Genomic DNA, 21615 nt, shown 5'->3' with positions numbered 1-21615 from the left:
AAAAAACCCGGAAAACTCCTTCTACGACGTGAGAAGGCATTTTCCGGGTCTTCCGGTTGTAAGTAATTGTACCAGAGACGGGACTCGAACCCGTACGTCCGTGAAGACAAGGGATTTTAAGTCCCTCGTGGCTACCATTACACCACTCTGGCAATACTGATATTGGCTACCGCAACAAAGTAACGGCAAATTAGGCAAACGTCGGCTTTAACGCCGGGCCTTTTCTAAGCCTGACATTCGGGAACCGATTTACCATAAAGCAAAAGACCCTGCGTTTCGGCAGGGTCTTTTTTGGAGCGGGAGACGAGGTTCGAACTCGCGACCTCGACCTTGGCAAGGTCGCGCTCTACCAACTGAGCTACTCTCGCTTTTGATCTTGGCGCCGTAGTGGCGTTTTGATGTGACAAAGGTAGTACAGGAATCCTTGAAGTCAAGAGCACACCCTAAAAAAAATAGCTACCAGACCATACAAAACCCATTGTCAGCTGATTTTCAGGGAGAAAAATTTCAATAAAAATCAGCTGTTTTCTGACCTTCGACGGATTTCGCCCCACCCGACACCGGCACATTCCTATGCGAACAGAGGAAAACCGAAGCGAATGGGGCGAAAAAAAGCAGTGAAATGTGGAGAGGTTTACTTCTCCCCAACGGCCAGCTTCAGCTCGTTCAGCTTCAACAGGGCCTCAATGGGCGTGAGCGTATTTACATCAAGGTGCTCCAGTAGCTCCCTGATTTTCTCCAGGGCCGGGTCGGCGGGCTCGAACATGCTCAGCTGCAGACTGGGCCGAGGGGCGTTGTGGACGGCGGCGGCAGGCTGGGCTTTGGGGCCTTTGGCTGCTGCGGGGCGGGTTGCGGAGGGCTGTCCGTTCAGGGGCACCACCTTGCCACCCGTTTCATCATCCAGGCCAGCCAGTACGTCGTCAAACTCGGTGGGCTGGTTGGTATCTACACCGGCGGAGGTACGCTCCTGCTCCAGGTGGTGCATGATTTCGTTGGCGCGCAGCACCACGGAGGTGGGCATACCGGCCATGCGGGCCACGTGAATCCCGAAGCTGTGCTCGGAGCCGCCCGCCCGCAGCTTGCGCAGGAACAGGATGCGGCCATCGGCTTCCTTTACGGCCACGTTGTAGTTGCGCACCCGCGGGCAGTCGTCGGCCAGCTGGTTGAGCTCGTGGTAGTGGGTGGCGAAGAGCGTTTTGGCCCGGGCTTTGGGCGAGTTGTGCAGGTGCTCCACAATGGCCCAAGCAATGCTGATGCCGTCGTAGGTGCTGGTACCGCGCCCGATTTCATCCATCAGCACCAGGCTCCGGTCGGAAAGGTTGTTGAGGATGGAGGCGGTTTCGGTCATCTCCACCATGAAGGTACTCTCGCCCTTGCTCAGGTTGTCGGAGGCACCCACGCGAGTAAAAATCTTGTCGATGACGCCCACGTGCGCCGCATCGGCGGGTACGAAGGAGCCGATCTGGGCCAGCAGCACAATCAGGGCCGTCTGGCGCAGCAGGGCCGATTTACCGGCCATGTTGGGGCCGGTAATCACCACAATCTGCTGCTCGTCCTGGTTGAGGCAGATGTCGTTGGGAATGTACTGCTCGCCGGGCGGCAGTTGGCGCTCAATTACCGGGTGGCGGCCGGCCTTGATGTCGAGGTTAGTGGAGTCGTCTACCACCGGCTTCACGTAGCGGTGCTGGCGGGCAGTGGCGGCGAAGGAAGCCAGGCAGTCGGCTACGCCAATGGCGCGGGCGTTCTGCTGAATCTGGGCCACGTACTCGGCGGCAAACAGCACCAAGTCGTTGTAGATTTTCTGCTCGATGACGAACAGGCGCTCCTCGGCGTGCAGGATCTTCTCCTCGTACACCTTCAGCTCTTCGGTGATGTAGCGCTCCGCGTTTACCAGCGTCTGCTTCCGGATCCAGGTAGTGGGCACCTTGTCCTTGTGGGCATTGGTGACTTCGAGGTAGTAGCCGAACACCTTATTATAGGCTACTTTCAGCGACGAAATGCCGGTTTCCTGAATGGCCCGCTGCTGCAGCTGAAACAGGTAATCCTTGCCCGAAAAAGCCATCTGGCGCAGCTCATCCAGCTCCTTGTCCACCCCGTCGTGCAGCACCCCACCCTGGTTGGTGAGGATGGGGGCATCGGGGCGGATTTTAGTCTGGATTTCCTCGCGCAGGGCGGCGCAGGGGTTGAGCTGGTCGGCCAGCTTCTGCAAAGCCCGGATGCCGGAGGCGGCCAGCTGCGCCCGAATAGGTCCAAGGGCCTCCAACGCCCGGGCCAGCTGCAGCAGCTCGCGGGGGTTGATGCGGCGCACGGCCACCTTGGAAATCAGTCGCTCCAGGTCGCCAATCTGGCGCAGGTGATGCAGCAGGTTTTCCAGCAGCTCGGGGGTTTGCAGCAGGGCCTCCACCGTATCAAGGCGGCGCTGAATCTGGGCGGGCTCCTTGAGGGGCAGCACCACCCACTTGCGCAGCAGGCGCGCGCCCATGGGCGTCACGGTCTGGTCGAGGATGTCGATGAGGGGCACGCCGCCGGGGTGCTGGGGATGCACCAGCTCCAGGTTGCGCACGGTAAACCGATCGAGCCACACGTATTTGTCCTCCTCCAGCCGCCCGATGCTGCCGATGTGGCCTACGTCGGTGTGTTTGGTTTCGGCTAGGTAGTGCAGAATGCAGCCGGCGGCCGTAATACCCTCGCGCAGCCCGTCAATGCCGAAGCCTTTGAGGGACGTGGTATTGAAGTGGCGGGTGAGCAGGTCATAGCCGTAATCGAAGCCGAACACCCACTCTTCCAGCGCAAAATGGCAGTAGTCAGGCCCAAAGTTTTCCTCGAAGTCCCGGCGGCTTTTCTTGCAGAACAGCACTTCGGCCGGCTGGAAGTTCTGCAGCAGCTTGCCCAGGTACTCCAGGGTGCCTTGGGCAACCAAGAACTCGCCGGTGCTGATGTCCAGAAACGAAATGCCGGCCTCGTGCTTACCCAGGTGCACGGCGCAGAGGTAGTTGTTGCTTTTACGCTCCAGCACGTTGTCGTGCAGGCTCACGCCGGGCGTCACCAACTCCGTTACGCCCCGCTTCACGAGGCCCTTGGCCTGCTTGGGGTCTTCCAGCTGGTCGCAGATGGCCACGCGCTGCCCGGCCCGCACCAGTTTGGGCAGGTAGTTATCGAGGGCGTGGTGGGGGAAGCCGGCCAGCGGGGTTTCGGAGGAAGTACCGGCTCCGCGCTTGGTGAGGGTAATGTCGAGGATGCGGGAGGCCGTAACGGCGTCCTCCCCAAAGGTTTCGTAAAAGTCGCCCACCCGGAACAGCAGCACCGCGCCAGGGTACGTCTGCTTCAGCTGGTAATATTGCTGCATCAGGGGCGTATCGGCCACGGGCGCGGGCCCCAGGGAGCCGTGCGTGCGGATGGGCTTTTTGGTAGAATCGGCGGATTTGGTTCTCACGGAAAGCAGGGATTCGGGGAAGAGCAGCCGGGCCGGTTGCCGGGTTGGCACACCCAGTGGCTGGAGGTTCTGCCGTCAGCAACGCCGCGCAGGCGCGCCGGTGTTCCTACCTTTGCCGGTATGCGCAAACTTTCGATGGAAGAGCTGAACCGGCTGACGGTGGCAGACTTCAAAAATACGCGAAAATTCCCCCTCACCCTAGTGCTCGACAACGTGCGGAGCCTGCACAACGTGGGCGCTGCCTTCCGCACCTGCGACGCCTTTGCGGTGGAAAAAGTGTGGCTCTGCGGCATTACGGGCCGCCCGCCCCAGCGCGAAATCACCAAAACGGCCCTGGGCTCCACCGAGTCGGTGGTGTGGGAGTACGCGCCCACTACGTTGGAAGCCCTGCAGCAGCTGAAAGCGGCCGGCTACCAGCTAGTGGCCGTGGAGCAGACCACCGGCAGCGTACCCCTGCCTGCCTTCACGGTAACCCCCAACCAGCCCTATGCCCTGGTAATGGGCAACGAGGTGTTTGGGGTGGATGATGAGGTGCTGGCCCTGTGCGACGCGGCCGTAGAAATTCCGCAGTTCGGCACCAAGCACAGCCTGAATGTGAGCGTAGCGGCCGGAGTAGTGCTGTGGCACTTCATTGGCAAAATGACTGCCAATGCTCTGTCTGAAACGGCGCAATAAATAAAAAGCTGTTAAGTTTTTATGGACATAAGCTGAAATACCTGTAAAAAATCAGCCATTTCTTGCGTAAATTTGAAACGGGCCGCCCACCAAGCGGCCCGCTTTTGTAATTGCCACCTCCGTTTCACACCTCTACCCACGGTTAATGAAATCAACCTTTACTCTTCCCTCAGCTCGGGTGCTGGGAGTAGCGGCCATGCTGGCCCTGCCCGGCCTGGCTACGGCGCAGAATGCTCCGCTGGAGCAGGCGCTGAATGCCCTTAAAGCCCGCCAGGCCCGCCTGGGCCTGGTGGCTACCGACGTAGCCGATGCGGCCGTAACCAGCCAGTATACCGACCAGCACAACGGTACTACCCACGTGTATCTGCGCCAGCGCGTACAGGGCGTGGAGGTATACGGTGCGGTAGCCGATGTACACTTCAACCAGGCCGGCAAAGTAGTTGGTTTGCACAGTAACTTCCGGTCCAATGTAACGGCGCAGGCCCGCAACGCTACCCCTTCTCTCACGGCGGAGCAGGCCGTAGCGGCAGCAGCCAAGGCCCTGGGCATGCCGGCCCCCGGCAACCTGGAAATCCGGAAAGCGGGCTCCGCCACCGCCGGCATGGAGTTCAGTGAAGGCGGTATTTCACTGGATAAGATTTCGGTGAAGCTGATGTATCAGCCCCTTTCCGACGGCTCACTGCGGCTGGCCTGGGATGTGACGCTGGCTCCGCTCAACGCGGAGCATTACTGGAATGCCCGCGTGGATGCCGCTACCGGCGCGCTACTAGATAAAACCGACTACACCATTTCGGATAGCTTCAGCATGTCGGCCCTGACGCGGCCCATTGCCCAGGCAGTGGCGGCCGATGCCCGCGGTGCGGCCCCGGCTACCGCCACCACGGCGGCTAAACCCACGGCGGCCAACACCTACAACGTGTGGCCCATCACCACCGAAAGCCCCGCCCACGGGCCGCGCCAGTTGGTGGCCAACCCGGCCGATGCTACGGCTTCGCCCTTCGGCTGGCACGACATTGATGGTGCTCCCGGTGCCGAGTACACCATTACGCGCGGCAACAACGTGCATGCCTACGATGACCGCTCCAACCGGAACGTGTACATCGCCAATACCAGTGTGAGCCCCAACGGCGGCGCAAACCTGGAGTTCAACTTCTCCTTCGATAATGCCCTGACGGCTACCGCTACCAACAACCTGAGCGCGGCAGTAGTCAACTTGTTCTACTGGAACAACATGATGCACGACGTGATGGCCCGCAAGGGCTTTGACGAAGCGAGCGGCAACTTCCAGTATAAAAACTACAGCGGCCAGGCGCTGGGCTTTGACCCGGTGCAGGCAGAAGCACAGGACGGAGCCGCGGCTACACCGGCGAAGCTCAATAACGCCAACTTCTCGACCCCCGTGGACGGTTCGCGCCCCCGTATGCAGATGTACCTGTGGGATGCTAAGGACCAGTCGTTCACCATCACGGCGCCGGCCGCACTGGCGGGTAGCATTACGGGCCAGGAAGGTTCCAACGGCCGCACGTTGGCTCAGGTAGGCCCCATCACCGGCAATATCGTGCTGGCGAATGACGGCTCGGCCAACCCGGCCCGGGGCTGCAACCCACTGGTAAATGCTGCCGCCATCAGCGGCAACATTGCACTGATTCAGCGTGGGAAGTGCAACTTCTCTTCGAAAATCAAGAATGCCCAGAATGCTGGCGCCCGCATGGTTATCGTGATGGACAGCATTCCGAACAACCCGCTGCTGACGATGGCCGGTACCGACCCCGACTCCATTGGCATCCGTATTCCATCTATCTTCATCAGCAAAGCCGATGGCGACCGTATCCGGACCGCTCTGTCGGCCGGTCAGACGGTTTCCTTCTCGGCCAGCAGCACGTTGTACTACCGCGACGGGGACTTCGATAACGGGATTGTGGCACACGAGTACGGCCACGGCATCTCTACCCGCCTCACGGGTGGCCCCGGAAACTCCAGCTGCCTGAACAGCGCCGAGCAGATGGGTGAAGGCTGGAGCGACTTCTTTGCCCTGTGGATGACCACCAAGCCCGGCGACGTAGGCGCTACGCCCCGTGGCGTCGGGACATATGCGGTGTTTGAGGCGCCTACCGGCAGCGGTATCCGCCGGAAACCTTACACCACCAACTTTGCGCTGAATAACCATACTTACGCCTTCGTTGGTACGGGCTCGGGCCAGTACAGCGAGGTGCACGATATTGGCGAAGTATGGGCCACGGTGCTGTGGGACCTGAACTGGGCGCTGATTGACAAATACGGCTACAACGCCGACCTGAAAGCGGCATCCGGTGGCAACAACGTGGCCCTGCAACTGGTGCTGGATGGCTGCAAGCTGCAGAAGTGTAACCCCGGCTTCATTGATGGCCGCGACGCCATTCTGCAGGCTGACTCCCTGAACAACCGCGCCGCCAACTCGGCCGTTATCTGGCGTGTGTTTGCCCGCCGTGGCATGGGCTTCAGCGCCCGCCAGGGCAGCTCCAACAGCCTCACCGACCAGGTAGTGGCTTATGATCTGCCGGCCGTACTGAGCGCCAGCAAGCAGCTGAACGAGAAGCTCCTGGAAGTGTATCCGAACCCAGCCAACGGCCAGGTGGTAGTACGCACGCAGGTTGGCAGCTCGGTCCCGGTACAGGTAGAAATGGTGTCGTTGCTGGGACAGCGCGTGAGCACGCAAACCGTACCGGCCGCCCGCCTGCAGCAGGAAGGCGTAACCCTGAACACCAGCAAGCTGGCTGGTGGCGTGTACATGGTGCGTCTGACTACTTCGGAAGGTATTATCACCAAGAAAGTAGTAGTGCAACACTAGGCATCTACTTCATTAAGCGTATGAAAACCCGTCCGGCGCTGTGCCGGGCGGGTTTTTCTTTTCTCTATCTTCCGACCAATGACTGATTTCTCCCGCTCCGAGGCCGCTTTGCTGGCCCTACGCCCTACTTTATCCGTTGCCGTATCCGCTGATGACACACCGGTAGCCCGGTTTCTGCACACCACGCTGCGCCCGGTCCTTAAGATGCAGAACCAGCTGCTCCTCGCTGTAGTAGCCGATTTTGTGCGCGACTATCATGTACCGCTGGCCGCTGCCGCCGGCACGGAACAGCAGCGGCTGCTGGCGGAGCTCCTGAGCCGCAATACCAAGCTGCGCTATCTGGTAATCGGGCTGGTGCTGGGTCAGTTCACCGAACCGGAGCTCCACCTCTACCGGCAACACCGCCCCGAGCTGAACCGCCGGATTCTGGAGCTGGCCAGTCGTCGGGTGCAGGACCAGGCCGTTGTGGTAGCTGAACTGAGTGATGCGCCTTAAACCCCGCCATGACGCCAATCCAGCATTTCCGGCTGATGCCACGCCGGAGCCAGGAGCCCCCCATAAGCAGCAAGGCCCGCAACCATCGTTGCGGGCCTTGCTGCTTATGGGGGCGGTATTGGCGCGACTTAATCGTACTGCGAGTCGCGCAGATGTACAGGTTCGGCTTTTTTGCGCAGGCGCATGTTCAGCACTTCCACAATCAGCGAGAAGAACATGGCAAAGTAGATGTAGCCTTTCTCGATTTCCTTATGGAAAGCTTCCATCACCAGCATCACCCCAATCATAATCAGGAAAGACAGGGCCAGCATCTTGATGGTGGGGTTCTTGTTCACGAAATCGGCCACCACGCCCGAGAAGGCCAGCATCACGCCCATCGACAGGATAACGGCCAGAATCATAATCAGCACATTATCCACCAGGCCCACGGCCGTCAGGATGGAATCGAAGCTGAACACAATGTCAATCAGAATAATCTGGAAGATGATGCTGCCCATGGAAGCACCGCCTTTACCGGCTTCGGTTTCCTCTTCCTCACCCTGCAGCTTGGTGTGGATTTCGGTGGTGCTCTTACCAATCAGGAACAGGCCGCCGGCCAGCAGAATCAGGTCCCGGCCGGTTACGCCGAAGTCATGGTCGGCCCATGGAACGTCCAGGTGGAACAGCGGTGCCTTGAGGCCCACAATCCAGCTGATGCTCAGCAGCAGCCCGATGCGGCACAGCAGCGCCAGCAGTAGCCCGATGCTGCGCCCGCGCTTCTGCAGCTCGCGCGGCAGCCGGTTTACAATGATGGAAATGAAGATGATGTTATCAATGCCCAGCACAATTTCCATGAACGTAAGCGTGAGCAGGCTTACCCAGGTTTGCGGGTTAGAGAAAACCGAAAAATCGAAGTGCATGAAGTCGGGTGGTGTGGTGATGGAGAGGAAGCAGCGGAAAACCCGCCGCCCTACGACTTCATGTTGATGAACTGCAGGGGCTGGCCGATGCTGGCCTGCCGCACGGCCGCAATGGCGGCCTGTAAATCGTCAATTTTCTTGGCCGATACCCGCACCTGGTCGTCCTGCATCTGGGCTTCTACTTTCACTTTGGCATCCTTAATGGCCTTGATGATTTTGCGGCCCGCTTCCTTATCAACGCCGGCGCGCACTTTCACCAGTTTCTTTACCAGAGCGCCGTTGGGCTGCTCCTCGGCCGAGAAGTCCAGGGCGGTGCCATCAATACCCTGCTTCACAATGCGGGTGAGCAGGATATTCTCCAGGGCCTGAATCCGCATCGAGTTTTCCGATGACAGGGTAATGGTATTGGCCTTCTTATCCAGCTCGATGCCGCCTTTGGTGTCGCGCAGGTCGTAGCGGGTTTGCAGTTCTTTTTTGGCTGTATTTACCGCATTTTCGAGGGTTTGCGGGTCCACTTTGCTTACAATGTCGAAGGATGCCATGGGGAAGAGAGAAAAATCAGAGACGAAAACAGGCCGGTTGGGGCGCCAAAGATAGTGAGGTGAAGATACGGGGAACCGCCCGCGCCGAAATTGTACGTTACTTGGCAGCTTTCCGCTGCACTCTACCGTTCAGCCCACCACTATGCCCGTAAATAGCCCGCAAACGCCCCCCGAATGGACGACCTACTACCATCTGCGCTATACAGTGCTGCGCCAGCCCTGGCAGCAGCCCGAAGGCTCGGAGCGCGCCGATGATGACGACGACGCCACGACTACCCACGCCCTGTTGCTGGCTCCCGAAGGCTATGCCACCGGGGTAGGCCGACTACACCCCTCGGGCCCGGCACAGGGCCAGATACGGTTTATGGCCGTGCATCCGGCGTGGCAGGCCCGGGGCGTGGGGCGGCAGGTACTCGAGTATCTGGAAGCGGCTGCCCGCCAGCAGGGCCTGACTGAACTGGTGCTGCACGCCCGCGAGGCCGCTGTGCCGTTTTATGAGCGGATGGGCTACACTGTGGAGGCACCTTCACACACGCTGTTCGGCAGTATTCCGCATTTCCTGATGCGAAAAGCACTGGTGTGAAGCAGCCGGCTTATTGGCTGCCAAACTTCTCCCGACCCCGCAAAAGGTCCCAGTACAGCCGAAAATCACCCAGCAGCGACAGGATCGGATGCTGAAACGTGGCCGGGCGGTTGTGTTCCATAAAGAAGTGTCCTATCCAGGCAAAGCCATATGCCGCCACCACGCCAGCCGCCAGCAGCCACGGTTGCTGCTTCACCACGGCCAGTGCCAACAGCACCAGAAACAGGGTGGTACCAATGAAGTGCAGAATACGTGTACCCCGACGGCTATGCTCACGCAGGTAACGCGGGTAAAACTCAGCGAAAGAGGGAGAAGCCGCCATACAGTACGGTAGGTTTTCCTGAAAGTAGCTACTTTCCCGGCCTTTCAATAGTCCCCTCCCACCCGCATGGAACAAATACCCGATGTAGCCACCCTGGTGGCAATCTATAACACCATTAACCACTACGGTCAGGCCAACGGCATGGAGCTGCTCGTCAGCCAACCCGGCGACGTGCGCTATACCATGACTGTCCGCGACGAGCATCTGTCCTCCCCCGGCACCTGCCACGGCGGTGTACTGGCCGGCCTCATGGACTCCTCGCTGGGTGCGGCGGCGCTGTCATTGGCCTTTACGGCCGGAGAGCTGGTGTCAACGGTTGAGTTCAAGGTCAACTACCTGCACCCCGTGCACCTGCACGACCACCTGGTGGCCCACGGCGTGGTGGAGCACAGCGGTAAAACCCTGATAGTAAGCAGCGCCGTTATCACCTGCCCTACCCGCAACGACCTGGTGGTGGCGCGGGGCATGGGTACCTTCAACCGTTACCCCGCCACCAAGCGCGACTTCCACGACCTGCTGTTTCCAAGTGCGGAGAGCAACTGAGCCGCCGCGTACCTGTACAGTCCTGCTGCTGGCGCGAGCCATGTAGCCTGCCTGAACAGCCTGTCCATAAGGGCGTTCAAAACCGTAAAAGCCGCCGGGCGGCCCGCAGTAGCGGGTTCCCGGCGGCTTTTCAACTACCGAACCTGGTGTTTGCGTAGGTTACAGTCGTTCGGGCGAGTCAGCCGATTCGTGCTCGTGCTGGTCGTATTCATCATTTTCGTCCATTTCAGGCGCTTCTACTTTGCGCACGTTACGGGCGCAGTCTTCGTCACGGTGGTTGCGGCCCACAGTGAATTCCACCCAGTCGCCTTCCCGCAATTCGTTGAAGTCGCCCTCGGCCATATCAGCATAGCTGAAGAACAGGTTATTCGGCGGCATCACCACGAAACCGAAACCATTTTTCAGGTTTTTGATGGTGCTGATACCCACCGTGCCTACCGGACCGGCGGCCGTGGGACCCGTGGGCCGAACCGGTTTAACGGTGGGGTAAGCAGCCGGCTCAGGCGTATTCACGAACATGGCATCAATCAGCTCGTCGCCGCTATTCAGGCCCTGATCAATGATGTCGTGCATCTGTACCGGATAGGTAGACTGATCCAGCAGCTGCTGCGAAGCGCGGGTAACGCGGTTTTCGCCCTTGAAGTCGGTGTATTTGAAGTCCCAGTTCAGCAGCATGACGCGGGTGCCCACGGTGTTCAGCTTCTTAATCAGGGGAGCATAGTCGGAGTCGCCGGCAATCAGCACTACCACATCAAAGCTCTTGTGGATGGCCAGTTCCAGTGCTTCCAACGACAGCCATACGTCAATGCCTTTTTCCTGCAAACGGCCATCACGCGTTTTCAGGGGCATGTAATGGGTTTGAATACCCATGTTCATCAGAATATCGTCGAGCAGCCGGTCGTGAAACAGGCGGTCTTTGTCGCGGGCTTCGGTAGCCGACAGGCGGCCCCGGAAGAAGTGAGCGTCAATAATCTGGCTCAGACGTACGTCTACGTCTTCTTCTTCGGCTACCTGATGACGGATAAATTCATGGAGTCCTTCCAAGCTAATACGGGCTTTACGATCATGCTGGAAGTAGTAGTAATCACTGATTTTCAGGAAATAATTGCCGTCGTAGAAGACGCCGATCCTGATCAGGGGGCTATTCATCTGGTTCATACAAGAAACGGTTTGAGCGCAAAAAGGTGTGTGTGAGTAAGAGCAGGTATGTTGGTTCGGTGTGGCCCAATAAGTAGCTGGGGCCGTTCAAAGATACAAGTTGTCAAACTTCCGGTATTGTTATAATCCATAGAACCAATTAATTTATCACATGTTCATGTGAGGCTTGGGTAAATAACTTAACCGAAAGCTGGTCTTCAACGCGCAAAAACCATTGTCTGGATGAGGAGTGCATGAAGCCAACTGGCTTGCCACTCAAAATGAGCGCACTGCCTGTCTTTTTCCCTATCTGGCTGCTTTGGTTTTCCATCACAATATTAAATATTATATATCTTTTAAGCGAATTTACAGAATACAAATCGCATAGGATTAATATAAAAAAATAACCCCTGCTAGTTTCCCGTTAGTGGCTGTTTTTCTTATTCAGCTTCTCTATTAAGTCCAATAATTGAGAAGCTCCTATGGTGATTTGTCTTATCAAAAGTATCAGGAAACTGTTCATTCAGACCGGATATTCGGCCGACTAAATGTTTTATCGGGCCAAGCCCTTACAACTACAGACCAACAGACACTTTCCCAGGCCGAAGATTGCATGGCAAATATACAGGCCGCCTACTTTTTTAGAATCAATCTAAAAGTTTATTCTGCCGATCAGCGCGCCTGCCACCAGCAGCGCGTAGCCCACGCAGATAGCCACTTCCAGCAAATTACCACTTTTGGAGCCCGTCCGGATCAGCGGAATCTTCAAGCACACATCGGACAGGGGGCGAAACCACTTCACGCCGGCTTTGGTGAGCGTATCAGCCAGCAGGTGCGAAAGGTAACCACCGCCGGCAAACAAGGCTACGCCATGCCAGCCCAGGCTTTGGTTGGCCAAGTGCCCGATGTAGGTCCAGAGGCCGGCGGCCCAGATAGTGTGCGTCCAGGAGCGGTGGCTGGTAAACGGGGCCACCGCCACAAAGCAGCCGAGCATGCTCAGCCATACAAACCCGGTGTACAGCCCCGCCACTACCGTACACAGGCCCGTAAACAGCAGCGCCAGCTTGCGGGTGGAGTCGCCTTGCATGGCCGCCCCGATGAGGCCGAATGCCAGCGCCGCCGTGAAACCCATGCGCCTATCGGGGCCCAGGGGCAGTTGGAAGTGCGTGTACAAAGCCAGTGCCGCCGCCACTACTACAAAGGCCCAGCGCACGTAGTTCTGCGCAAAGCCTAGGCGCTTGCTCAGGCGGGAGCCGGGGTGGTCGAGGTCGGGTGCCAGAGAGGAGAAGCCAGCCAAGGCAATGCCAGCGGGCGAAAACGGAATGCCCGGCACCAGTGCCGCCACGGCCACACCGGTAATCAGGCCAATGGCCAAATGAGAAGAGCCGCGCACGGAGAATCGGGATACGAAATAAAACGGGTAGCAAAGATACCACGCCAGCCACGCCCCTGACCGAATTTACCGGCCCGGTGCCGCTACCACTTGCCGGAACTGCCTTTGAGCGTAGTGCGGATGCCCTGCACTTCACTTTCAAGATGGGCCAGCCCCTGGCGGAAGGCGTCTTCCACCGAGGCCCTTTCCTGCTCGGGCAAGGGGCCGTTTTGCTGTACCTGCTCGCGGATCTGGCGCAGGTGGTTGAGGATAGAATCCCACTCGTCGGCGGGCTGGTTGGTCGCGGGGGTAGTCATGAGGTAGGCAAAAGGCCGGGAAAGACAAAGACTAGCGCGGGTGGGGGTTGGGAAGGTACAACCAATCGGTCGGAATAGTTCGGAAACTTTCGGGGCGCGGCGGTGGTATTGAGAAGCGCGGTTGTCTCCGCACCAACTGTCATGCCGAGCGAAGCGGGAAATCCGGGGTAAAATCGTGGAACGTCTTCACCCGCATTCCTCTCTTTGCCCGGAATGACGACTACTTCTGCCCGACCGGATTTTCATTCGGCCGGGCTTCTACCTTTGCCTCCTCCCTAGCCGATACTCGTTTTGAAGGTTTCTGATTTACTCAAGCTCTACGCCCTCGACCCCACTGGCATGACCGTGGGCGCGCGCCTGAACCCGGCCACCCGCCACTCCCTGCGGCCCGCCGACAAGGCCGAAGCGCCCGTGCGCCTGCACCTGAAGGGCCTGGTGGGCTCTCAGGATGCCGTGCTGGCGGCGGCTCTGCACCAGGAATTCCCCGACCAGCACCACCTGTTCATTCTGCATGACCGGGACGAGGCCGCCTACTTCCTGGCCGACCTGCAGCACCTGCTCCCCGACGAGGAGCCGCTCCTGTTCCCGACCTCCTACAAGCGCCCCTACAGCTTCGACGAGACGGAAAACGCCAACGTGCTGATGCGGGCCGAGGTGCTGAACAAGCTCAACTCGCACCGCGGCCCCAAAACCACCGCCGAACAGGCCGCCGACGACGCGGCCGACGCGGCAGAAACCGACGGCCAGGGCAAGAAGCGCGGCAAGGCTAGCGCCAAGGAAACGGCTGGCGTGCTCATCGTCACGTACCCCGAGGCCCTGTTTGAGAAAGTAATCAACAAGAAAAGCCTCGTCGCCAACACCTTTCTGGTAAAGGTGGGTGACAAGCTGGACGTAAACTTCGTGAGCGACATGCTGGCGGAGTACGACTTCGAGCGGAGCGACTTTGTGTACGAGGCCGGCCAGTTTGCCGTGCGCGGGGGCATCGTGGACATCTTCTCGTACGCCAACGAACTGCCCTACCGCATCGAGCTGTTCGGGGATGAGGTGGAGACGATTCGCACGTTTGACCCCGAGAGCCAGCTGTCGGTGGAGAAGCGGCAGCAGGTGAGCATCATCCCGAACGTGCAGACCAAGCTGCTGCAGGAGACGCGGGAGGCCTTTCTGGAGTTCATTCCGAAGAACACCGCCGTGTGGGCCAAGGACGTGCGCCAGACCCTGGACGTGGTGGACGAGTACTTCGACAAGGCCGAGGCGGGCTTCCAGGAGCTGCTGGCCGTGGCGGGCGGCACCCAGGTGGTGAGCAAGCCGGCCGAGTTGTTTGAGTCGGCCAAGACGCTGCGCAAGCTGCTGGAAGGGTTTGCGGTAGTGGAGTTCGGCAAGCGGTTCCACTTCAAGACCGGCGCGGAGGAGTTCCAGTTCAGCGCCAAGCCCCAGCCCAGCTTCGGCAAGGACTTCAACCGCATCGTGAAGAACCTGCACGACAACCAGGCCAAGGGCTACACCAACATTATTGCCGCCGAGCAGGTGCGCCAGGCCGACCGCCTGCGCACCATCTTCGACGAGCTGGACAACAACGTGCAGTTTCAGCACCTGCTGCTAGGGCTGCGCGAGGGGTTCATCGACGAAACGCTGCGCTTGGTGGTCTACACCGACCACCAGCTGTTCGAGCGGTTCTACCGGGCCCAGGAAACCCGCAAGTTCTCCAAGAAAAAGGCCCTTACGCTGAAGGAGCTGCGCACCCTGGTGCCCGGCGACTACGTGGTGCACCAGGACTACGGCATTGCCCGCTTTGCCGGCCTTACGCAAGTGGAAATCAACGACCGGCTGCAGGAAGCCATCCGGCTAGTGTACCGCGACGACGATGTGCTGACCGTCAGCATCCATGCCCTGCATAAGATTGCCAAGTACAGCGGGGCCGAGGGCACGCCGCCCACCATGAGCAAGCTGGGCTCGCCGGAGTGGGAGAATAAGAAGAAGTCGGTCAAGAAAAAGGTGAAGGACATTGCGGCCGAGCTCATCCGGCTGTACGCCAAGCGCAAAACCGCGCCCGGCCACGCCTTCGCCCACGACTCCTTTATGCAGGCCGAGCTGGAATCCAGCTTTATCTACGAGGACACGCCCGACCAGGCCAAGGCCACCGAGGACGTGAAGCGCGACATGGAGGTGCCCCACCCCATGGACCGCCTCGTGTGCGGCGACGTGGGCTTCGGCAAGACCGAAGTGGCCATCCGGGCCGCCTTCAAGGCCGTGGCCGATGGCAAGCAGGTGGCCGTGCTGGTGCCCACCACCATCCTGGCCATGCAGCACTACAAAACCTTTCGGGAGCGGCTCGGCAACCTGCCCGTGACGGTGGAGTACGTCAACCGCTTCAAGACCACCAAGCAAATCAAGGAAACCCTGGGCCGGGTGGCCGACGGCAAAACCGACATCCTCATCGGCACCCACCGCCTCACCAACAAGGACGTGCAGTTCAAGGACCTGGGCCTGCTGGTGATTGACGAGGAGCAGAAGTTCGGGGTGAAAACCAAGGACAAGCTCAAGGAAATCAAGGTGAACGTGGACACGCTCACGCTGTCGGCCACGCCCATTCCGCGCACCCTGCACTTCTCACTGATGGGCGCCCGTGACCTGAGCGTGATTGCCACGCCCCCGCCCAACCGCCAGCCGGTGCAAACGGAGCTGCACGTGTTTGATGAGCTGCTGATCCGCGACACGATTTCGCGGGAGCTGAAGCGGGGCGGGCAGGTATTTTTCGTGCACAACCGCGTGAAGGACATCGAGGAGCAGGCCAGCATGATTCTGCGCCTCGTGCCCGATGCCCGCGTGACCTACGTGCACGGCCAGATGGACGGCGACCTGCTGGAAAAGCGCATGATGAAGTTCGTGGACGGCGACTACGACGTGCTGGTGGCCACCACCCTCATCGAGTCGGGCCTCGACATTGCCAACGCCAACACCATCCTCATCAACCGCGCCCACATGCACGGCCTCAGTGACCTGCACCAGATGCGGGGCCGCGTGGGCCGCTCCAACAAAAAGGCCTACTGCTACCTGCTCACGCCTCCGGTGGCCGGCCTGCCCTCCGACGCCCGCAAGCGCCTGAGCACCCTGGAGGAATTCTCGGACCTGGGCGCGGGCTTCAACGTGGCCATGCGCGACCTGGACATCCGGGGGGCGGGCAACCTGCTGGGCGGCGAGCAGTCGGGCTTCATCAACGACCTGGGCTTCGAAACCTACCACCAGATTCTCGACGAAGCGGTGCAGGAGCTAAAGGAAACCGAGTTCCGCGACCTGTTCCTCGGCGACCCCACCCAGCGCCTGCAGCAGGCCGCCGGCACCGGCCGCCCCAAGGAGTGCAACATCGAAACCGACTTGCAAGTGCTCATTCCGGACCGCTACGTGAGCAGCGTGTCGGAGCGCCTGCAGCTCTACAGCAAGCTCGATCGGGCCAAAAACGCCGAGGAGCTACGCAAGCTGCTCACTGGCATCGTGGACCGCTTCGGGCCGCTGCCCGCGGAGGTGGAGCAGCTCGCCGACATCGTGCGCCTGCGCTGGCTGGCCTGCCAGACCGGGTTCGAGAAGCTCACGCTCAAGAAGAACCTGCTCAAAGGCTTCATCCCGGCCACCAACAACGAGCCCTACTTCCAGGGCGCCACCTTCGGCAACATCCTCAGCTACGTGCAGACCCACCCGCGCTCCGCCTCCATGAAGGAGCGCAAGGAACAGCTCATCCTCAGCATCGAAGACGTGAAGAACGTCCAGGCCGCCAAGCGTATTTTGAGCGAGTTGGGTAGTGAGGAAACGGTGGGGATTATATAAATACAGCTATACGTATAGCTTGTAAATTTATCAATGTTATGTTTGAGAACATCTCTGCTAAAAATCATTTCTAAACACAATCTGCGCACGTAATGAGCATTCCTAACATTGACTACTTCAAAGATCCATTAAAGTCACTGTCATTTACAAAGTCCACTAATGAGCAGCAGGAAGAACTAATAGCATTTGAGGGAGGGATTGGAGAGCATAACACAGGCAAATTAGACCGCATTCCAAAATACAGTATTTGGTATTCATCAAATTATAAAGACAATATTGATTCACTATTTACAAAAATAGAAAAAGAGTTAATCAACAAAAAACATGTAGCGAATAATAAAATAATAACAACTATATTATACATATACACAAGTCACCCAAATAGATTAGAAAATCCGGTTGATTCACTTAACGATTTAATAAATCTAATTCAACCCGTAAAAGTATCTCAATATTTTATAATGCCTCCCATACACGGCGAAATGCCAAAAGAGTTTGAATTTGGCGACTTTTTAATTGGAATACTTAACAGCAACGAACTTGCGTATAAATGCAAAAAAGCTGGCTCGGATTTTTATGAAATTAATAAAAATAAGTTCACAAATAGACTTTCTGTAAAAAGAAAAATATTTGATGTTAACATTATCAACTGGCATCAATTTTTATTTATACATGGAAAATACATTAACAATCACAGCCTAATAGATAGATCACTCATATATTTTGAACACTTGTCACACAGTTTATTTGAAGATTTCTGGAACGATTTTAACGAACAACAAAATCTGCAAATTGCTTTAGGTTTACCAGATATGCCGAGTAAAGTATTTAGAGAGAGGCTTGGCTCTCAATCAGTAACAATATATTCGGATATACGATTTAATAATAAAGTATATGGATTTGTAGTTCCTGAAAATATAGGATCACTCACCATATCTATATATCCTGATGCGTCAAAAATATTAAAAATAATAAAAGAAGAGTTGAAAAAATTTTATGATTTTGAAAATTTCAATGAATCTGAAATTCATCAAACCATAAAATCATTTGCAAAATTTATCGCAAAAGGCTATAGATATATTGATGAACAAAGATATGATGAAGGTTTTTTGCATTTTATAATAGCCCTAGATTTAGTCTTCGGAGACGCAAATACTATAACAAAAGCAATTTCAGAAAGAGTTTCTGTACTATTAAGTATTTATAACAAAGAAAATTATAATGAAAACAAAACCATGATATCCAAACTTTATGCAGCAAGAAGCAAATATGTTCATGCAGGAAAATCTATTCCTTATGATTATATAAAGGAAATAAAAACAGTATGCAGAATCATAATTTTAATACTATTAAATTATCAGAAACAAGCAAAAATCAAAAATTACAATGACTTTAAAGACTGGAAAAAGAAATTAGATTATCTAGCCATAGGCTTTGAAATTGGCAGATCTGTTGAAGATTCTTTTGCAATAGAAATAGGTGCCAAAGAGCCAGAGAATAATTCCCCGGCTGGCGTGAAAGTGTAGCTCGTGCCTGCCTCTGACAATGAGGTTGTACCTCATTGTCAGAGGCAGACTGGGGTTGTGCCATCTGGACCTATCGGGTGAGGCACCGCCTCACGTCAAGGGCAGGCACGCACTACAAGCTCGCGCCAGAAAGGGGCTGAAGTTTCGGCGGGCGGAGGACGTTGCGCCTCCGCCACTGTCCCTTGTCATCCGGTCAGAAGGGCTTGTCACCCCGCCAGTGGGCGTTGTCACCTGGTCAGCGGCTCTTGTCACGAGGGCAGCAGGCGTTGCCACCTCGTCAGCGGGCTTTGTCACGAGGGCAGCAGGTCTTGCCACGTGGTCAGAGGCGCTTGTCACGTGGGCAGCGGGCGTTGCCACCAGGGCAGGGGCGCTTGCCACGCCGGCAGCGGCCGTTGCCACCCCTACCGAAATAAAGTACGGTCCAGCTTAGCGGATGCTGCCCGCCACCGCCTATCTTTTGGAGGTACTTAACACTTATGCTCTTATGACCGATAAACAACGCGCCCGCCTCACTATGATGCAGGCCACCCTCGCCGTCCTCGACCAGTATGCCGAGGTCTATGCCGCCAACAAAGCCCTGGGCACGGCCCGCGCCGAGCTGGCCGCCCTGGTCCAGGAACTGGACCCCACCGCCGACACCCAGCAAAGCGCCGCCGCCCCCCGCAGCGCCGGGGCCGTGAAGAAGGCCACCAAGGAGCACCTGGCCCAGCGCGCCGCCGAAGTAGCCGCCGCCCTGCTCGCCCACGCCGACGAGCAGCAGGACATCCGCCTCCACACCGACGCCGACTACACCGAGCGCCAGCTCCGCCGCGCCCCCGACAACGACCTGGCCCGCATCAGTAAAAACCTCCACGAGCAGGCCACCGCCCACTTCGCCGCCCTCCAGAACCAGGGCGTCACGCAGCAGGAGCTCACCGAGCTGGCCGCCGCCCTCACCGCCTTCCAGGCCGGCCAGTCGGCCCCCCGCCTCGCCTCCGCCGACGGCAAAGCCCACACCCAGGTCCTCGCCGCCGACCTGCGCGCCGCCGTGGCCCTGCTCCGCAACCGCCTCGATAAGTATCTGGTGCGCTACCAGCGCCCCGAGCCCCGCTTCTACACCGCCTACCAGTCGGCCCGCCAAACCATCAACACCGCCCAGCGCCCCGGTAAACCAGTCCTCTCCCCCATCCCCACGTCCAGCTAGGGCTACAGACTAAAAACTAGTTCCCCTCCTTGGAAAGGAGGGGCTAGGGGTGGTTGATAGATGCCAGAACGATGACTAGAATCTATTTCTAAAAACCGTTCAACGCTTGTCAACCACCCCTAGCCCCTCCTTTCCAAGGAGGGGAACTAGTCTTTTGGCTTTCCAGCATTAGCCTGCTACGGTCAGCACCTGGGCTACTTCCGCCAGCTGTTTGCCGATGGGGGTTAGCAGCGTTTCGGGCACGGGTACTTGGCCGGCCCCGCGGGCTTTGAGGTAGCGCACCATGGCCATCTGGTTGTGCAGGATTTCTTCGGCTTCCCGGCGTAGCTTCTCCCAGGCCGTGGGCGTTTGCGCGGTTCGGAGGTGGCGGCGGGCTTCCAGCGCCTGCATCACCAACGCGGCCAGCTGCCGCAGCAGGCCCTGCTCGGCCACCGTAAACTGCCGGGCCTCGTAGCCGGCCAGGCACAGCGTACCCAGGCAATGGCCCTGGGAAGTTTGCAACGGAGCCCCGGCATAAAACCGCAGGTTCCGCGCCCGCATGGCCGGGGTACTTTGGTCGGGCGTGGCTTCCAGGTCGGGGTACACCAGCACCGGCTCGGGGGCCACAATGGCCCGGGGGCAGAGGCTTTGCTCGGGGGCCAGCACCTCCTGGGGCTCCATGCCCGCGCTGGCTTTGTGCCACACGGCCTGCGGCTGCACAAAGGCAATACGCGCTACCGGCACGCTAAAAATGTAGGAAGCCAGTTCCACTACATCATCAAACAGCTTCTCCCGCGCCGAATACAGGATATCATATGAGTCGAGGGCTGCCAGGCGGCCGGGGTCATCAGGATTCATATGACGGGAAAAACACGGTGGGAAGGGATGGCATAGTATACTACACAAACATACGAGGCTGGCTCCCACTTCCGGACAGCAGCCCTGCTAAAAGCCGGATTCGGATGGCAGCGGTACACGGGTCTGCCCCGTTTCTTACCTGCCCCTTCACCATAACGCCCCCGACCAGTCGGCCGGGGGCGTTATGGTTGTCGGCCCGTTGCAGCGGGTCGGCAAGCTGCCGGCATTCACGCGGCAGCACAGCAGGACTATACCAGCTGCGGAATCTGGTTCGGTGCCTTCTTCGGGAATTTTGGGCGGGGTTTGGTGCCGCACCGCTCAAACTCATCCAGCATCGTGCGGCTGGCGGCAGCAGCCACACCAGCTGCCAGGTGCAGCAGCTCCTGACTGAAGCCGGCTTCGCTGGTCAGGGAAGCTACCTGCGTGAGCTGGTAGGCCAGCTGCACCTGCTCGGCGGCAGGCAGGGTTTTCCAGGGGTCCGGCTGCGGTTTGAGCACCTGATCCAGCTGCCCCAGCCATTCCAGGCCGTGGGGGTGCGGGAAAGGCCAGCGCCAGGGTGGGCACAGCTCGTCGCCGGGCTCCCAGCTAGCGGCCAGAGCCGATGCCGCCGAGCGGGCCATCTGCTGCGACACGCCAAACGTCCGCTCCCGCAGGCCGGTGTCGGCGAGCTGGGTGCTGATCTGGCGTACCAGGTCGGCCGCCAGCAGGTTTACGTGGGCATCGGTGAAAACAAAGTGGGAATGCGGAATCAAGGCATCCCAGGCGGCCGGGTTGATGGCGCCGACCAGTTGAATTTTGGAAAACAGGGCAACAGCTTTGGCGTTCATGTTCATAGCGAAAGGTGACTTTCTGCGCAAAGCAGAAAGCCGGGGGTGAAATACACTGACGTGGTGCCGCCTTTCTCACCTGTTGTCGGCACGGCGCCTTGCCTGAAACCGGGGAGCAGCAGCAGGACCAAGTTCACCATTCCACCGCCCCGGCACAACCGCATATACATGTGAATCAGGCGCATCAGCCGACCCCGGCCTGGCCGTCAGCTGTTCCGGCCCCGACCGGCAGGTTGCAGGGATTCAGCTTATCACTACGCGCCAGCATAGGCTCCCGC

General features: G+C 58.2%; 17 protein-coding genes and 2 tRNA genes. 8 read left to right on the top strand and 11 right to left on the bottom strand.

What is annotated here, in order from left to right; genetic code table 11:
* Positions 1–69: 69 nt before the first annotated feature.
* The 3 genes from EI291_RS01615 to mutS form a co-directional block, all read right to left on the bottom strand.
* Positions 70–152: transfer RNA gene (locus EI291_RS01615), tRNA-Leu, on the bottom strand.
* A gap of 140 nt (positions 153–292) precedes the next feature.
* Positions 293–368, bottom strand: a tRNA-Gly gene (locus EI291_RS01610).
* Positions 369–634: 266 nt separating this feature from the next.
* Positions 635–3346, bottom strand: a complete 2712-nt coding sequence (mutS, locus tag EI291_RS01605; RefSeq protein WP_240635356.1) for a DNA mismatch repair protein MutS — start codon at positions 3344–3346, stop codon at positions 635–637.
* Between the two features lie 207 nt (positions 3347–3553).
* Between mutS and EI291_RS01600 the strand changes: the two genes are divergently transcribed.
* The 3 genes from EI291_RS01600 (at position 3554) to EI291_RS01590 (ending at position 7430) form a co-directional block, all read left to right on the top strand.
* Positions 3554–4108, top strand: a complete 555-nt coding sequence (locus tag EI291_RS01600) for an RNA methyltransferase (RefSeq protein ID WP_125417516.1) — start codon at positions 3554–3556, stop codon at positions 4106–4108.
* 145 nt (positions 4109–4253) lie between these two features.
* Positions 4254–6935, top strand: a complete 2682-nt coding sequence (locus EI291_RS01595; RefSeq protein ID WP_125417515.1) for a T9SS-dependent M36 family metallopeptidase — start codon at positions 4254–4256, stop codon at positions 6933–6935.
* A 78-nt stretch (positions 6936–7013) separates the two neighbouring features.
* Positions 7014–7430 (top strand): hypothetical protein, encoded by a 417-nt coding sequence (locus EI291_RS01590; RefSeq protein ID WP_125417514.1) that lies wholly within the window; start codon positions 7014–7016, stop codon positions 7428–7430.
* 128 nt (positions 7431–7558) lie between these two features.
* Here the strand turns inward: EI291_RS01590 and EI291_RS01585 are convergent, their stop codons facing one another.
* Together EI291_RS01585 and EI291_RS01580 are read right to left on the bottom strand one after the other, a co-directional pair.
* A complete protein-coding gene (locus tag EI291_RS01585; protein ID WP_125417513.1) occupies positions 7559–8329 on the bottom strand; it encodes a TerC family protein in 771 nt (256 codons plus the stop codon).
* A 50-nt stretch (positions 8330–8379) separates the two neighbouring features.
* Complete coding sequence (locus EI291_RS01580) at positions 8380–8871, bottom strand: YajQ family cyclic di-GMP-binding protein (protein WP_125417512.1); 492 nt, start codon at positions 8869–8871, stop codon at positions 8380–8382.
* Between the two features lie 142 nt (positions 8872–9013).
* Between EI291_RS01580 and EI291_RS01575 the strand changes: the two genes are divergently transcribed.
* Positions 9014–9454, top strand: coding sequence for a GNAT family N-acetyltransferase (locus EI291_RS01575; RefSeq protein ID WP_125417511.1), 441 nt, complete (start codon positions 9014–9016; stop codon positions 9452–9454).
* Positions 9455–9464: 10 nt separating this feature from the next.
* Here EI291_RS01575 and EI291_RS01570 read toward each other — a convergent pair whose 3' ends face one another.
* Positions 9465–9776 carry a DUF962 domain-containing protein gene (locus EI291_RS01570; protein ID WP_125417510.1) on the bottom strand — a complete coding sequence of 104 codons (312 nt, stop codon included), beginning with the start codon at positions 9774–9776 and terminating at the stop codon, positions 9465–9467.
* Between the two features lie 66 nt (positions 9777–9842).
* Here EI291_RS01570 and EI291_RS01565 point away from each other — a divergent pair, with 66 nt between their 5' ends.
* Positions 9843–10319, top strand: coding sequence for a PaaI family thioesterase (locus EI291_RS01565; protein WP_125417509.1), 477 nt, complete (start codon positions 9843–9845; stop codon positions 10317–10319).
* A gap of 159 nt (positions 10320–10478) precedes the next feature.
* Here EI291_RS01565 and EI291_RS01560 read toward each other — a convergent pair whose 3' ends face one another.
* The 3 genes from EI291_RS01560 to EI291_RS01550 form a co-directional block, all read right to left on the bottom strand.
* Positions 10479–11477, bottom strand: a complete 999-nt coding sequence (locus EI291_RS01560; protein ID WP_125417508.1) for an NYN domain-containing protein — start codon at positions 11475–11477, stop codon at positions 10479–10481.
* Positions 11478–12108: 631 nt separating this feature from the next.
* The gene (locus EI291_RS01555; protein WP_170172453.1) at positions 12109–12849 is read right to left on the bottom strand and encodes a metal-dependent hydrolase; all 741 of its coding nucleotides are present in this window, start codon (positions 12847–12849) and stop codon (positions 12109–12111) included.
* An 83-nt stretch (positions 12850–12932) separates the two neighbouring features.
* Positions 12933–13145 (bottom strand): hypothetical protein, encoded by a 213-nt coding sequence (locus EI291_RS01550; protein WP_125417506.1) that lies wholly within the window; start codon positions 13143–13145, stop codon positions 12933–12935.
* Between the two features lie 291 nt (positions 13146–13436).
* Here EI291_RS01550 and mfd point away from each other — a divergent pair, with 291 nt between their 5' ends.
* The 3 genes from mfd (at position 13437) to EI291_RS23300 (ending at position 19673) form a co-directional block, all read left to right on the top strand.
* Positions 13437–16964, top strand: a complete 3528-nt coding sequence (mfd, locus tag EI291_RS01545) for a transcription-repair coupling factor (RefSeq protein ID WP_394343365.1) — start codon at positions 13437–13439, stop codon at positions 16962–16964.
* A 92-nt stretch (positions 16965–17056) separates the two neighbouring features.
* Complete coding sequence (locus EI291_RS01540) at positions 17057–18490, top strand: HEPN domain-containing protein (protein ID WP_125417505.1); 1434 nt, start codon at positions 17057–17059, stop codon at positions 18488–18490.
* Between the two features lie 484 nt (positions 18491–18974).
* Positions 18975–19673: a hypothetical protein gene (locus tag EI291_RS23300; protein ID WP_125417504.1), complete on the top strand. Its 699-nt coding sequence runs from the start codon at positions 18975–18977 to the stop codon at positions 19671–19673.
* 168 nt (positions 19674–19841) lie between these two features.
* Here the strand turns inward: EI291_RS23300 and EI291_RS01530 are convergent, their stop codons facing one another.
* Both EI291_RS01530 and EI291_RS01525 read right to left on the bottom strand, forming a co-directional pair.
* The gene (locus EI291_RS01530) at positions 19842–20510 is read right to left on the bottom strand and encodes a GAF domain-containing protein (protein ID WP_125417503.1); all 669 of its coding nucleotides are present in this window, start codon (positions 20508–20510) and stop codon (positions 19842–19844) included.
* Positions 20511–20758: 248 nt separating this feature from the next.
* Positions 20759–21337 (bottom strand): hypothetical protein, encoded by a 579-nt coding sequence (locus EI291_RS01525; protein ID WP_125417502.1) that lies wholly within the window; start codon positions 21335–21337, stop codon positions 20759–20761.
* Positions 21338–21615 lie beyond the last annotated feature (278 nt).

The sequence above is a fragment of the Hymenobacter rigui genome, assembly GCF_003944715.1.
GTDB classification, from domain to species: Bacteria; Bacteroidota; Bacteroidia; order Cytophagales; family Hymenobacteraceae; genus Hymenobacter; species Hymenobacter rigui.
This window is presented reverse-complemented; position numbering and strand designations above follow the sequence as displayed.